This window comes from Streptomyces sp. 11-1-2, from assembly GCF_003595545.1.
Lineage (GTDB): Bacteria > Actinomycetota > Actinomycetes > Streptomycetales > Streptomycetaceae > Streptomyces > Streptomyces hygroscopicus_B.
In genome coordinates this window covers 4,250,201-4,264,079 of record NZ_CP022545.1, presented here as the reverse complement: position 1 = coordinate 4,264,079, position 13,879 = coordinate 4,250,201, and the positions used below count along the sequence as shown (strand labels likewise).

The 13,879-nt window shown below is 72.8% G+C and carries 8 protein-coding genes and 1 pseudogene; 7 read left to right on the top strand and 2 right to left on the bottom strand.

What is annotated here, in order from left to right:
* Nucleotides 1-34: 34 nt before the first annotated feature.
* Nucleotides 35-1,138 (bottom strand): mechanosensitive ion channel family protein, encoded by a 1,104-nt coding sequence (locus CGL27_RS18165; RefSeq protein WP_119988443.1) that lies wholly within the window; start codon nt 1,136-1,138, stop codon nt 35-37.
* A 453-nt stretch (nt 1,139-1,591) separates the two neighbouring features.
* Here CGL27_RS18165 and CGL27_RS18160 point away from each other — a divergent pair, with 453 nt between their 5' ends.
* Nucleotides 1,592-2,128, top strand: coding sequence for an HNH endonuclease (locus CGL27_RS18160; protein WP_078641449.1), 537 nt, complete (start codon nt 1,592-1,594; stop codon nt 2,126-2,128).
* Between the two features lie 132 nt (nt 2,129-2,260).
* Here CGL27_RS18160 and CGL27_RS18155 read toward each other — a convergent pair whose 3' ends face one another.
* Entirely contained in the window at nt 2,261-5,248 is a 2,988-nt protein-coding gene (locus CGL27_RS18155) for a beta-N-acetylglucosaminidase domain-containing protein (RefSeq protein ID WP_162953018.1), read from the bottom strand.
* Between the two features lie 393 nt (nt 5,249-5,641).
* On the opposite strand from CGL27_RS18155, the gene CGL27_RS18150 reads away from it, so the two are divergent.
* The 6 genes and pseudogenes from CGL27_RS18150 to CGL27_RS18125 all read left to right on the top strand — a co-directional run bounded on the left by CGL27_RS18150 (nt 5,642) and on the right by CGL27_RS18125 (nt 13,642).
* Nucleotides 5,642-5,932 carry a hypothetical protein gene (locus tag CGL27_RS18150; RefSeq protein ID WP_078641447.1) on the top strand — a complete coding sequence of 97 codons (291 nt, stop codon included), beginning with the start codon at nt 5,642-5,644 and terminating at the stop codon, nt 5,930-5,932.
* Complete coding sequence (gene malQ / locus CGL27_RS18145; RefSeq protein WP_119988437.1) at nt 5,932-8,127, top strand: 4-alpha-glucanotransferase; 2,196 nt, start codon at nt 5,932-5,934, stop codon at nt 8,125-8,127. The genes CGL27_RS18150 and malQ overlap by 1 nt, the downstream gene beginning before the upstream one ends.
* A 244-nt stretch (nt 8,128-8,371) precedes the next feature.
* Nucleotides 8,372-10,098, top strand: a pseudogene (locus CGL27_RS18140) (alpha-L-fucosidase).
* Nucleotides 10,099-10,193: 95 nt separating this feature from the next.
* Nucleotides 10,194-10,436 carry a hypothetical protein gene (locus CGL27_RS18135; RefSeq protein WP_014060726.1) on the top strand — a complete coding sequence of 81 codons (243 nt, stop codon included), beginning with the start codon at nt 10,194-10,196 and terminating at the stop codon, nt 10,434-10,436.
* A 338-nt stretch (nt 10,437-10,774) separates the two neighbouring features.
* Nucleotides 10,775-11,749, top strand: a complete 975-nt coding sequence (locus tag CGL27_RS18130) for an acyl-ACP desaturase (RefSeq protein WP_078641445.1) — start codon at nt 10,775-10,777, stop codon at nt 11,747-11,749.
* Between the two features lie 78 nt (nt 11,750-11,827).
* Entirely contained in the window at nt 11,828-13,642 is a 1,815-nt protein-coding gene (locus tag CGL27_RS18125; protein ID WP_240450542.1) for a sel1 repeat family protein, read from the top strand.
* Nucleotides 13,643-13,879: the final 237 nt, after the last annotated feature.

Genomic DNA, 13,879 nt, shown 5'->3' with positions numbered 1-13,879 from the left:
TGTCCGCCACGCCTCTTTTGAGTGGGCGGCGCGCTCACTTCTGTGCGGGCGGCGGCACCGTCGCGGAGGGGGTGGCGGACGGAGCGGCGGGGGAGGAGAGCGGGCTGGCCGCCGTGGACTGCGGCGAGTCCGGGTTGGACAGCGCCGACGGCGCCGCCGTGGTGGCCGACGGATCGACGCCCTCGGTCTGCAGCTCCGGGTCCAGGGGCCGGCCGACGAGCTGAATGCCCGCCTCGTTCAGCGCCTTCTTGATCCGCCAGCGCAGCTCCCGCTCGACACCGAGCGACTTGCCGGGCATGGTCCGCGCCGACACCCGGACGATCATCGAGTCCAGATAGACCGCGTCGAGCCCCAGGACCTCGATCGGCTCCCACAGCCGCTCGTTCCACGGCTCGTCCTTGGCCATGTCCACACCGACCTGCGTGATCACGGAGCGGACGTTGTCCAGATCCTCCTCGGCCCGGACCTGGACGTCGAGCGCGGCCGTCGCCCAGCCCTGGCTGAGGTTGCCGATCCGCTTGACCTCGCCGTTGCGCACGTACCAGATCTCGCCGTTGTCCCCGCGCAGCTTGGTGACGCGCAGACCGACCTCGATCACCTCGCCCGAGGCCACCCCGGCGTCGACCGTGTCGCCGACCCCGTACTGATCCTCGAGGATCATGAAGACACCGGAGAGGAAGTCGGTGACCAGATTGCGGGCGCCGAAACCGATCGCCACACCCGCGACCCCGGCGCTGGCCAGCAGCGGCGCCAGATTGATCTGCAGCGCGGAGAGGATCATCAGCGCCGCGGTGCCCATGATCATGAACGAGGCGACGGAGCGCAGCACCGAGCCGATCGCCGCGGAACGCTGTCGCCGCCGCTCCACATTGACCAGCAGCCCGCCGAGCGCGGTGCCGTCGACGGCCTGGGCCGTGCGGTTCATGCGCTCTATCAGCTTGGTGATCGCCCGCCGGATGACGGACCGGAGCACGAAGGCGATGATCAGGATCAGGGCTATGCGCAGGCCGGTGCCGAGCCAAGTGGACCAGTTCTCCTCCACCCAGCCCGCGGCGTTCGTGGCGCTCCTATGCGCATCGTCGAGAGTCGTGGGACGAGGCGTCGAGTCTGCGGCCAGAGCAGCGGCGGACCAGAACACAGCAGAAACCCTTCGTATGCGACATGCCCGCACGGATCACCCGCGCGCGCAACCTCTGACACAGTAGCCGGGCGCGAGACGCGCCGTTCCTGTGTTCGAGAGCGCGCGAGCGTGCTCAGGGGGCGCGTATGAGCGTGGCCGGAGGCCGCAATTCCACCTTCTGCCCCGGTCGGGGCCGGACGGCGGCACCGCTCGGACGGTCCCGTGATTCTTGCCACTCCGCAGTGGTGTCCCCTCGCCCGCGCACCCCGCGCGCGAGGATGCCGGAAGGCCGTCGGGACGGTGGTCAAGGGGCCGCCGCCCCTACCGCGCGCGGGCGGTATACGCGCGGTACGCGGAAATGCCTCTCAACCGTTAACCCGGTGATAGTGGCGTTCCGGCCAGGGTTCAGGGGAAACTGGGGGAGATCGTCCCGGCGCGAGCCACGCGCCGCCGGCGTACAAGGAGGCCCCCGTGCCGCATGTCCTGGTCCTCAACGCGTCGTACGAGCCCCTCGGCGTCGTACCGCTCCGCCGCGCGCTCGTACTCGTCCTCAATGACAAGGCCATCAGCCTCGAGGACTCAGGCGCCCTGATGCACAGCGCTACCCGCGCGATCCCCGCACCCAGCGTCGTCCGGCTGAAGCGCTTTGTGAGGGTGCCCTTTCGCGGCCCCGTCCCGCTCACCCGCCGCGCGCTGTTCGCCCGCGACGGCGGCCGATGCGCGTATTGCGGTGGCGTCGCAACCAGCGTCGATCACGTCGTCCCGCGCAGCCGTGGCGGGCAGCACACTTGGGAAAACGTGGTCGCCGCGTGCCGTCGCTGCAACCACGTCAAAGCAGACCGCCATGTCGCCGAGATCGGCTGGCGGCTGCGCCATCAACCCGCGCCGCCTTCGGGGCTCGCGTGGCGGATCATCGGCACGGGGCATAGGGACCCGCGCTGGCTGCCATACCTGCAGGCATACGGCGCGGAAGACGCCATGGCCCGGATCGACGGCAAATCTGCCTGAGACCCGGGTCACCATTTTTTTGCGGCTCGGTTCGCCCTTGGCCGGTAGGACCCGGAGCCGGAAGCTCCCGGTGCCCGGCCGGGCACCGGGGAGCCGAAAGGGAGAGGACCCTAGTCCTTAAGGGAGAGGACCCTAGTCCTTCTGGACCGCGTAGGCGGCGACCGACCAGAGGGAGTAGCCGAAGCGGGTGGCGCGCTCGACGCCCTGGACGCGGATGAAACGCGTGTCCGGGGCGTCCATGCCGATCGACTCCCGCCCGCCCTTCCCATGGGCGACCGTCGCCGCGTCGCGCCAGGTGCGGCCGTCCCCGGAGACCTGGACGCGGTAGCGGGAGGCGTACGCGTCCTGCCAGTTCAGCTCAAGGCGGCCGATCCGGGCCGGGTGGGCCAGCTCCAGTTGGAGCCAGGCGCCGTTCTCGGGCCGGGAGGACCAGCGGGTGTCCGCTTTGCCATCGATCGCGGCGGACGCCGGGAGGTCGGCGGTCTCGTCGCCGGACGAGGTCGCCTTGGTGCCCTCCGCACGGGCCAGGTCCGGGCCGTCGGTCCGCGGGAACGCCCTTACGGTCAGCATGCGCTCCTCCGACCCGAAGCGGACCGGAAGGGAGTAGCTGCCCGCCTTGGTGCCCTGGGCCACCGATATCTCCAAGCGGGCGGTCACCGCGCCGCCGCGCGGGGCCGTCACCCCGCCGGGGGCGCGCACGGTGATGCCGTGCGGCGCCTTCACCGTGAGGTCGCCGTTCACATCGCCGGGGCGGTGGGAGACCAACTGGGCCTCGACGACGGCCGCGCCGCCGCCTATCTCCGCGTCCGCCGTCTTGTGGGACAGCGTGAGTTCGGCGTCCGGGGTATCGCCGAACCAGGGGGTGATCTCGTGCACAGCGGGCGGGGTGGTGCCGGTCGGCCAGCTCAGCCGGATCGCGTCCGCCAGCAGGTCCTTGTCCCCGTCCGCCGCCCTGACCTGGGTGAAGCCGCTGCCCGAGAGCGCACCGAGGCTGCGCCAGCCCTTACCGGGGACATGCGCCTCCACGGTGCCCGGTGAGGCGTCCTGGACCCGGGTGGTGAGCGCGGAGACGGCGGAGAGCGGACGGCTGCGGCCGAAGCGCACGGTGACCGGGCGGCCGGGGGACGCCACCTCCGTGGCCGCCTTACCGTCGGCCGCCGCGTGGTCTTCCTTGCCGGTCCGCAGCCCCTGCTTCGGGGTCCGGTCCACGCCCGACCAGGCGTCCGCCCGAGTCAGGGCCTTGGCGAGGAAGGGGTCGAGCACGCCCTTGCCGACCGTGACCCTGCTGTCCCCGATCTTCTCGCGCAGCGCCTCCACCGCGAGCCGGGCCTTCCAGGCCGCCGCTCCGTCGCCGCGTGCCTGGGCGGTGAGCATGTCCACGGCCCGTACGCCCGCGTCGCCGTACCGGCCCAGCTGGTCGAGCCAGGGCCGCACATCGTCGCCCAGCGTGCGGGACAGCCGCTCGGGGGCGTCACGCATGGTCCGGAAGGCGTCGCGCAGCCGGTCCCCGGACCGCTCCAGCCGCCCCACGTCCGTACCGGCCAGGGCCGTCCAGAACGCGTCGAAGAGCGGGCGCAGATACGCGGACTCGTCGCCGCCGAGCATCGAGGAGGCGTCGTTCCCGGCGAGGGCACGCAGGGCGGCGCGGGTCTTGGCGTCCGGGCCCGCGAGGTCGTCGATGGCCGCCTGCCAGGACTCCTGGGGGCGGTAGCCGCGCGGGTTCCAGGCGAAGTCGGCGGCGGTGAACAGCGGGATCCGGGAGGCGGTCGGCTGCTCCATGGCGTTGGCCAGCAGCGCCGCGGACTGGGTGGCCACCGCCGGGTCGCGGCCGGTGTACGGGCCGAGGAAGATCCGGTCCTGCGCCCAGTCGTTGACCGGGTAGTTGTCCATGGTGACCAGGCGGTGGCCGAACGCCGACCGGGCACCGGCCAGCTCACCGCCGGTGATGGTCCTGGGCACCACCCCCACCCCGGTCCAGGCGACGTCCACGCCGTCGTCGAGCGCACCGGCCAGCGCGCGCCGGAACTCGGTGTCGCCGTCCTGGAAGTACTCGGTCGGCATCAGGGACAGCGGGGCCGAGCCGGGGTAGCGGCCGGCCAGGTGGCGGGCGAGAGCGTTGGCCACCTTGGCCTGTGCGGTGGCGGCGGCCTCCGGGCCGGAGCCGAAGGTGTCGGCGTCGGCGTCGCAGTGCCACTCGCTGTAGCTGACGTCCTGGAACTGCAGTTGGAAGGAGCGCACCCCGAGCGCCCACATGGCGTCGACCTTACGGAGCAGCGCCTTGAGGTCCTTCGAGGACGAGAAGCACATCTCCTGGCCGGGGGAGACCGCCCAGCCGAGGGTTACGTGGTTGGCCCGGGCGCGCGTGGTCAGCTCGCGGAACTCCTCGCGCCGCTCGGCGGGGTAGGGGTCGCGCCAGCGGGCCTGCCGGTAAGGGTCGTCGCCGGGCGCGTAGAGATAGCGGTTCTGCTTGGTGCGGCCCATGAAGTCGAGCTGGGCCAGCCGGTCGCGGTGCGACCACGGGGAGCCGTAGAAGCCCTCCGTCGTGCCCCTTACGGCCGTCCCGGGCCAGTCGCGGACGGTCACCCCGGCGACGGCGGAGCCCCGGCCCTCCCGCTTCACCAGGAGCTGGCGCAGGGTCTGGACGGCGTGGAAGAGACCGTCGGGGCCGACGCCGGACAGCGCGACCGTGGGCCGCCCCTCCACCGGGCCCGTGGCCAGGAGATAGCCGCCGGACGGGAGGTCGCCGCGCTCGCGCGCACGCAGGGCGCGCAGCGCGCTGTTCGCGCCCCGGCCGCCCACCTGCACCACCAGTCCGCGCGCCGGGGCCTTGCCGCCGGGCGTGGCTTCGTCGACGGTGCGCACCCCCGCGTCGTGCAGCAGGCCGCGCAGCGCGTCCAGGGCGTACGGATCGGCGTCGCCGTCGGCTATGAGGGTGGCCTCGTCCCCCAGGGCCAGCTCCGCCCCGTGTGCCCGCAGCGACTGAGGGCGCGGCCATACGGGCGGTATGCCGTCGCTGCTGTCGCGCTCCGGTGTGGAGGTGCCCGGGGAGCCGTGGTCCACCGGTGCGGCGGCGGCCGCGGGGGCGCCGCCGAGCAGCCCGCCGATGACCGCGGCAGCCATGGCCGTCGCCCCCGCGGCCCTGGGCCTCTTCCCCCCGAACTGCACGGGCCTCTCCTCGATCCAGATAGCCGGTCCCCGTAGGTATGGCGCCGATAGGCGTGAGCCCACCACCAGGCCGGTGAGGGTGTCAACGCGGACGACCGAACTGTCGGCATTGCCGCGTGCGCGAGGCATCGGGCGGACCGGGGCCGGGCGCGGCGCGCCCGGCGCAAGTCTGACGGATGAAGGGCGGTCCTGTTCGTAAACTCTGTGCTCCCGATCCCTTACAGCCGTGAAATCGCCGTCCAGAAGGCATGTGACCTACAGCACGTACGGGGGGCGTTTACGTCTGCGCCCGTCTGGAGTGGGTAGGGCTCGGGATGACCCACTGCCGACAACCCCACGGAGGTCCGTGTGGCCGCGTCAGCTCAGCTCCTGCTTTCCGCCCTGTCCAAACCCGGACCCGAGATGTCCAGTGAACCGGATCCCTTCGACGGGGTCTCCGGCCCCGACTGTGGACTGTGCGGCCTGGACGGCTTCGGGTCCGGAAGCGCCACGGAGGCGCCCCTCACCAGCGAGCCCCCGCTCGCCGACAACGTTCCCCTGACCAGCGAGCCCCCGCTCGCCGCCGAACGCCCCCTGACAAGTGAGCCGACCGCCGCCCTCACCGGCGTAGGCGCGGGCTGCGAGCCGATGGAGTACTGATGGGCAGAGCGCGGCTCGCCGAGCTGCACGGTGTCGCCACCTCCTACGAGCCCGCCCCGGGCCGCACCGTCCAGGTGCCCGAGGACACAGTCGTCGCCGTACTGGCCGCGCTCGGCGTGGACGCCTCGACCCCCGAATCGGTACGCGAAGCGCTGGACCGGCATGAGCGCCGGCAGCGCGACCAGCTGCTTCCCCCCTGCGTGGTGGTGCGCCCCGGCAAGGCGCCACGCCTGAGCCTGCCCGAGGGCACGGCGCTGCGGGTGCGCCCCGAAGACGGCGCACCGCACACGCGGGGGCGGGCGGCCGCGGGGACCCGTAGGGCCGATGGCTCCCTTACGGAGGCCCGCACAGACAGCGCTCATGCGGGTGGTGTTCTTACGGAGGGCACCACCGCCGACGGCCTCCTTACCGCGTTCGCCACGCTGCCACCCGGTGCCCATACCCTGCTCGCCGAGGCCCCCGACGGCCGCCGCGCCACCGCGGCCCTCATCGTGGCCCCCGACCGGATGCCGTTATCCCCGGTCCGCAGCCACGGCTTTCTGGTGCAGCTCTACTCGCTGCTCTCCGCGCGCTCCTGGGGTATGGGCGACCTCGGTGACCTGGCCGATCTGGCCGCCTGGTCGGGGCGGGCGCTCGGCGCCGGCTTCGTCCAGATCAACCCGCTGCACGCCGCCGTGCCCGGCGCCCCGGGCGCGCCGACCGACCCCTCGCCCTACCGCCCTTCCTCGCGCCGCTTCCCCGACCCGGTCCATCTGCGGATCGAGGACGTGCCCGAATACGTCCAGCTGCGCGGCCGCGCCCGCGAGCGGGCCGATCAGCTCCTGGAGGCCGCCGCCACCCTCCGTACGTCTGTCCTGCGCGAGGGCGCCCTGATCGACCGGGACGCCGTCTGGGCCCTCAAGCGCGAGGCGCTGGAGCTGGTGCGGACGGTCCCGCTCAGTCCCGGCCGTCGCGCGGCCTACTGCGACTTCCTCGCCGAGCGCGGCCAGGCCCTGGAGGACCACGCCCTGTGGTGCGCGCTCGCCGAGACCCACGGCCCCGAATGGCGCACCTGGCCCGGCGGCCTGGCCGATCCGCGCTCGGCGGGCACCGCCCGGGCGCGGGCCGAGTATCTGGACCGCACCGACTTCCACTGCTGGCTGGCCTGGCTCACCGACACCCAGTTGGCCGCCGCCCAGCGCGCCGCGCGCGACGCGGGCATGGGCATCGGCCTCGTGCACGATCTGGCGGTCGGAGTCCATCCCTCGGGCGCCGACGCCTGGGCGCTCCAGGACGTCTTCGCCTCAGGCATGTCGATCGGCGCGCCCCCGGACGCCTTCAACTCCCGGGGCCAGGACTGGGGCCTGCCGCCGTGGCGCCCGGACGCGCTCGCCGCCTCCGGCTACGCCCCTTACCGCGATCTGCTGCGCGGCCTCTTACGGCACGCGGGCGCGCTCCGCATCGACCATGTGATGGGCCTCTTCCGGCTGTGGTGGGTCCCCGAGGGGCGTGAGCCGACTGAGGGCTGTTACGTCCGCTACGACGCGGAGGCGATGCTCGGCGTGCTCGCCCTGGAGGCGCACCGGGCCGGGACGGTCGTCATAGGGGAGGACCTGGGGACGGTCGAGCCCGGTGTGCGGGACGAGCTGGAGCGGCGCGGGGTGCTGGGGACGTCGGTGATGTGGTTCGAGCGCCACTACGACAGCGCCGCCGCGGCGGGCGCGGCCCGGCCGCTGTCCCCCGGGGAGTGGCGCGCGGACTGCCTGGCCACCGTGACGACCCACGATCTGCCGAGCACAGCCGCCCGGCTCACCGGCGACCATGTCGAACTCCGGCACCGGCTGGGCCTGCTGACCCGCCCCCTCGCCGAGGAGCGCGCGTCGGACGCGGTCGAGGTCGCCGAGTGGCTGGCGCTGCTGGGGCGGCTCGGGCTGCTGCCGGAGGGGCCGGGCGACGAGGAGGGGGCGGTCAAGGCGGTCCACCGCTTTCTGCTGCGCACCCCGGCGAGGATGGTGGGCGTATGGCTGCCGGACGCCGTGGGGGACCGCAGACCGCAGAATCTGCCGGGCACCTGGGATCAGTACCCCAACTGGCGGCTGCCGATCGCCGACGCCGAGGGGCGCCCCATGTCCCTGGAGGAGCTGGTCGCCTCGCCCCGGCTGCGGGCGCTGATGGACGAGGTGGCCCGGCTCGCCCCTCGTAACCCTTCCCTCTAGCTGCCCCGGCCCCTATAGCTGCCCCGGCCTCATATCCGACCCGGCCTCATAGCCACCCCGGCCTTGCCGTGGCTGCCTCGCCCCTGCCCCGTAGCTGTCCGACTCCGCCCATGGCTGCCTCGGCCCGCCCATAGGTTGGATCTCTGCTTTGCGCAGTCTCCCCAGAACGCCTCTCCTCTGGCAGTCTGTCATGGACACCGCCATAGAGATCCGATCAATGACGACCGGAGAGCTGGAGGGGACCATGGCCCGACCCCTGGGCGGAACGCCCGGCACCCACCGACCACGCGGACGACGGCGAGCGCTGCTCGCGCTCCGCGCCCTCGCCCTGGCCGCCCTCGCGGCCGTCGCCGTCCCTCCCGCCCCGCGCAGGCCGCGCGAGCCGGATGCCAGGGGCCCGTCACCCCCGCCCCGCAGCAGACCGTCGAGGACTGCGACACCCCCGCCCGAATCATCGACAAGGCCGTCCACACCGTCCCCACCCCCGGACAGCGGGCCTGGCAGAAGCGCGAGATCACCGCCTTCACCCACTTCGGCATGGACACCATGACCGGCCGCCAGTGGGGCTCGGGGGCCGAGGACGAGAAGCTCTTCGACCCGCCCGAGCTCGACATGGACCAGTGGATGCGGGCGTACAAGGCCGCCGGCGCCCAGCAGGTCATGCTCACCGCCAAGCACCACGACGGCTTCGTGCTCTACCCGAGCCGCTACACGGACCACGACGTCGAGGCCAGCCCCTGGTGGACGAACGGCCCCGGCGGCAGGAATCCCGATGGCGATGTGCTGGGCGCGTACGCCAAGGCCGCCCGTAAGGCGGGACTCAAGGTCGGCGTCTACCTCTCGCCCGCCGACGGGGCCGAGCTGCCGCACGCCTGGCACGCCCAGTGGGTCGAGAAGATCCGCGAGAAGCAGCAGAACGGCGAGGAGCTGTCGCTGCCCGAGCGCATGGCCCTGGAGGACGGCGACCGCGCACCCGCCGGCCAGGGCCGCTACGGCAACGGCAGCAAGCCCACCGAGCGCACCATCCCCACTCTCGTCCCCGGCGACGACCGGGCGGACAAGGTCGCCTCGGGCGCGCTGCCCACGTTCCGCTTCACCGCCGACGACTACGACGCGTACTACCTCAACCAGATCTACGAGATCCTGACGCAGTACGGCCCCATCGACGAGTTCTGGCTGGACGGCGCCAACCCCTGGGGCGGTGCGGGCGTCACCCAGAACTACAACGTCAGAAACTGGTTCGAGCTGATCCGCGCGCTCTCCCCGGATGCCGTGGTCTTCCAGGGCGCGCAGGGCGTGCGCTGGGTGGGCAACGAGGACGGCATCGCCCGGGAGGCCGAATGGTCGGTCACCCCGTCCGCGGTCGACCCGTGGACGGTCGTGGGCGGCGGGCTGCCCAATGACTCCACCGACGCCGACATCGGCTCGCGCGCGAAGCTGACCGCGCCGGGCGTGCGCCATCTGCAGTGGTACCCGGCCGAGGCCGATGTCTCGATCCGCCCCGGCTGGTTCCACGACCCGGCGGAGCGGCCCAAGACCCCCGGCCAACTGATGTCGCTGTACGAGCGCAGCGTGGGCCGCAACGCCTCGCTGCTGCTCAACGTCCCGCCCGCGAAGAACGGCCGGATCGACGACACCGACATCGCCTCCCTTACGGCCTTCGGCAAAGCCGTAAGGACGACATACGGCACCGGAGCGCGGCCGGCCACCGGTCATCCGGTGACCTTCGACCGGGTACGGCTCGGCGAGGACATCCGCGAGGGGCAGCGGGTGGAGGAGTTCACCGTGCAGGCCCGGGTGGCGGGGACATGGCGGGACATCGCCTCCGGTACGACCATCGGGGCCCGGCGCATCCTTCCGCTGGCCGCGCCCGTCACCGCCGACGGGCTGCGGGTACGGGTCCTCGCCTCCCGCGCCGCGCCACGGCTGCTGCCACCTACCGTCCACCTCAGCGCGGCGGGCCGCCGCTGAGCCGACTTCCGAGGCCGCGGTCATGGCCATCTCAACACGGTGGTAAAGGCCACCCCGGGCACGCGGCGCCGGGGGGCATCGGATAACTTGAGTCCGTGAGCAACAAGGTCAAAAAGAACGCCGTGCGCGCCGGTGCAGTCATCGCCGCGACGACGGCGATGCTGCTGATGTCGTCCCCCGCGTTCGCGCTCACCCGCGACGACGGTGACGACCCGGGTCCGGGCCTGAGCGTCGCCGAGACGCTGGGCCTCTATGTCGCCGCTCCGATCATTCTCTTCCTGGTGATCGCGGGTCTGGTGATGGCGGGAGACAGGAAGTCCCGTAAGCAGACAGACTGAGGCGACGATCTACGAAGCGCGCACGCCGCTGCGGAGCGCCCCGGCCATCCGGCAGGGGCGCTCTTGTCGTGTAAGGCGGCATCTCCGGCCCGGGTGGGGCGGGCCGTCTCCGGCCGCGCGCTGGGGTGGCCCGTCTCGGGCCGCCGGTCGGTACCGAGTAGGCCATCCGCGCCGCGCCGCATTCCGCCGCCCCGGATCCCCAAGTGCGACCGTGTCACGCCGAGTTCACCACGTGCCATCCACAGGCCCCGGGCCGTTTATTTTCGCTTTAACCTACGGTGTCGTAACCTACGGGTCCGTAGGTAAAGCCCGTCGCCCCCGTCCCCTGGAGCGCCACCGTGACACTCGCCCCCACCCACCGCCACGGTCAGGCCGTATGGAGCGATACCCAGCTCCTGTACGCGCTTGAAGAGGTGGTCGAGACCGAGCTCAACCGGCATCTGGCAGTCGCCAAGGAGTGGATGCCGCACGAGTACGTCCCGTGGAGCGACGGCCGGAACTTCGACGGTGTCATGGGCGGTGAGGCATGGGCGCCCGACCAGTCCAAGGTCAGCGACGTCGGCCGGATCGCGCTCGTGGTCAACCTCCTCACCGAGGACAACCTCCCCAGCTACCACCACGAGATCGCGACCCTCTTCGGCCGGGACGGCGCCTGGGGCACCTGGGTGCACCGCTGGACGGCGGAGGAGGGGCGCCACGGCACCGTGATGCGGGACTACCTGCTGACCAGCCGCGCCGTCGACCCGGTGGAGCTGGAGCGGTTCCGCATGGCGCACATGTCCGAGGGCTTCGAATCGGACAACCAGCACAGCATGCTGCACACCGTGGCGTATGTCGCCTTCCAGGAGCTGGCCACCCGCATTTCGCACCGCAACACCGGCCATCACTCCGGCGACCCGGTCTGCGACCGGATGCTGGCGCGCATCGCCACCGACGAGAACCTGCACATGATCTTCTACCGGAACCTGCTCGGGAAGGCGTTCGAGCTGGCCCCCGACCAGACCATGGGCGCCGTCCGCGATGTGGTGGTCAACTTCCGCATGCCGGGTCATGGGATGCCCGGCTTCGAGCGCGCCGCCGCCCAGATGGCCATTGGCGGTATATACAACCTGCGTATCCACCATGACGACGTCCTGCAGCCCGTGCTGCGCTTCCTGAAGGTCCTGGAGATCGGCGGGCTCGGCCCGGAGGGGCTCAAGGCGCAGGAGGAACTGGGGCTCTACATGGGTGGATTGGACGATCAGGCCACCAAGTTCGACGAGCGGCGCGAGGCGCTGCTGGCCCGTCGCAGGGCCCGTGCCGAACGTTCGTGATCACTCTGGCACCATCGGGTGATGGTCGAACATTCATCGCAAGGGACGTCCGGCGCGGCTCACGGTGAAATGCCCGCCATGGCGGACCGGACGGCGGCGGATCAGGAGCCTGCTGAGGAGCCGGATCCGGCGTTGGATCCGGCGGCCGAGGCGGCCCGGCTGAGGGCCGCCGCGGCCGCCGGGAAGCCGGATGCCTACCGGGCCTACGCCGAACTCCTCACCGGCGAGGGCCGCTTGGACGAGGCCCTGCCGTGGTGGGCCAGGGCCGCCGACGCCGGGGACGCGGACGCCTCGCGCACGCTCGCGATCTGTCACAAGGACCGCGGCGAGTTCGCCGAGGCCGAGCGGTGGTACCGCACAGCCGCCGATCGCGACGGCGGCTGTGCGTTCGGTCTGGCCCGGCTGCTGCACGAGGCCGGCGACACGGCCGGTGCCGAGAGGTGGTACGAGCACGGGGCCGCGCTCGGCAGCGTCGAGTGCACGACCAACGGCGCCGTGCTGCTGGCCGCCCGCGGCGAATGGGACACCGCCCTGGAGCGGCTGGCCGAGGCGTCCGCCCAGGGCGACGAGATCGCCACCCGCACTCGCGGGGCCATCCGGAACATGCTGAGCGACCTGGACGGCTGGCGCGAGACCCTCGCCCGGGCCGAAGCGGAGGGCGACCCCGAGGAGGCGTACGAGGCACTGCGCGACCTGCTCGATCCGGACCGCAGGGCGATGTTCGCGCGCTACCCCCGGATGGTCGCGGAGGCCGAGGCGCTGTACGCCCGGGCGGCCGCGGTCGGCAGCGCCAAGGCGCTGGTGGACCAGGCCCTCTTCATCGCTCGCGACGACAGCCGCTGGGACGAGGCCCGCGCCCTCGTCGAACGCGCCCATGAGCGGGGCTACGACGGCGCGGCGTACGTCCTCGGCGTCTGGGCGGAGGAGAACGGCGAACTGCGCACCGCCGAGGAGTGGTACCGCACGGCCGACGAGGCGGACGGCGGCCACATATGGGCCTGCTTCAACCTCGGCGTGCTGTGCGTACGGCAGCGGCGGCTGGACGAGGCGGAACGATGGCTGCGGGCCACGGGGCTCGACGGTGCCGAAGGCGCCGAGGGTGCGGATGCGGAGGGCCGGGGGCCGTTCGACGAGGGCGAGGAGCGGATCGTCAGGGCGCTGGAGGACATCGCCGCGATCCGCGCCGACCCCGAGCGGATGCCGCCCGCCGAGTGGGAGGAACGCCTGCCCGGGCTGCGGGCCCGCGCCGAGGAGGGCGGTCCGGACGCCTGGTGCGCGTACGCCGACGCGCTCGACCGGCTGTACCGGCTCCCGGAGGCCGCCGAGTGGTACCGCAGGGCGGGCACCCCGCGCGCCCTGCTCGCCCTCGGGCGGATGCTGTACGAAGTGGGCGGCGCCACGGGGCTGCGGATGGTGCCGTACTACGAGCCCGCGGCGGCGGAGGGCGACGCCGGGGCCGCGTACGACATCGGCCGCATCCACGACGAGGCCGGGGACCGGCGAACCGCCCAGATCTGGTTCCGCCGGGCCGCCGACCTCGGGCACGGGCGGGCCGCGTGGTGGCTCGGCTGGACGTCGGAGGAGCGGGGCGGCGACCCGCAGCACGCCGAGCGCTGGTACGTCCGCGCCGCGCGCAGCGGTCTGGTGCCGCCCGCGTTTCTCGCGGGGCGCAGCATGGTCCGGCGCGGTGCCTATGGCGAGGCCGAGCCGCTGCTCAGGGTGGCGTGCGAGGGGGAGCACGAGGAGGCGCCGTACTGGCTCGCGCAGGCCCTGCGGGGGCTGGGGCGGGTGGAGGAGGCGGAGCGGTGGCTCCGGGTGGCCGCCGAGGCGTACCCGGACCTCCTCCGCCAATACGGCCCGATGGCCGGCCTGGCCATGCCCGACCCCCGCTGACGCGTTTGTGGGCAATCGTCCGGCGGGGCGGGACGGGTGGGCACAAACCGCCCACCGGCCCGCACTCAGGAACGAAACCCTGGCTGTCGACGGGCCGACCCGGTGCGGCCCAGCCGGGCCCTGGCTGAGCCATCGCTGCCGGGTGCGGCCCGGTGGGTGGGTTGTGCCCACCCGTTCCGCCAGGGGGCACCTCCCAGCGGTAGCTGGGGGAGGAACGATTGCCCACAACCAGTGGAG

Coding starts and splice junctions, on each gene's coding strand:
- CGL27_RS18155 (WP_162953018.1), bottom strand. CDS start 5,248: ATGGCTGCCGCGGTCATCGGCGGGCTGCTCGGCGGCGCCCCCGCGGCC.
- malQ (WP_119988437.1), top strand. CDS start 5,932: ATGGGCAGAGCGCGGCTCGCCGAGCTGCACGGTGTCGCCACCTCCTAC.
- CGL27_RS18125 (WP_240450542.1), top strand. CDS start 11,828: ATGGCGGACCGGACGGCGGCGGATCAGGAGCCTGCTGAGGAGCCGGAT.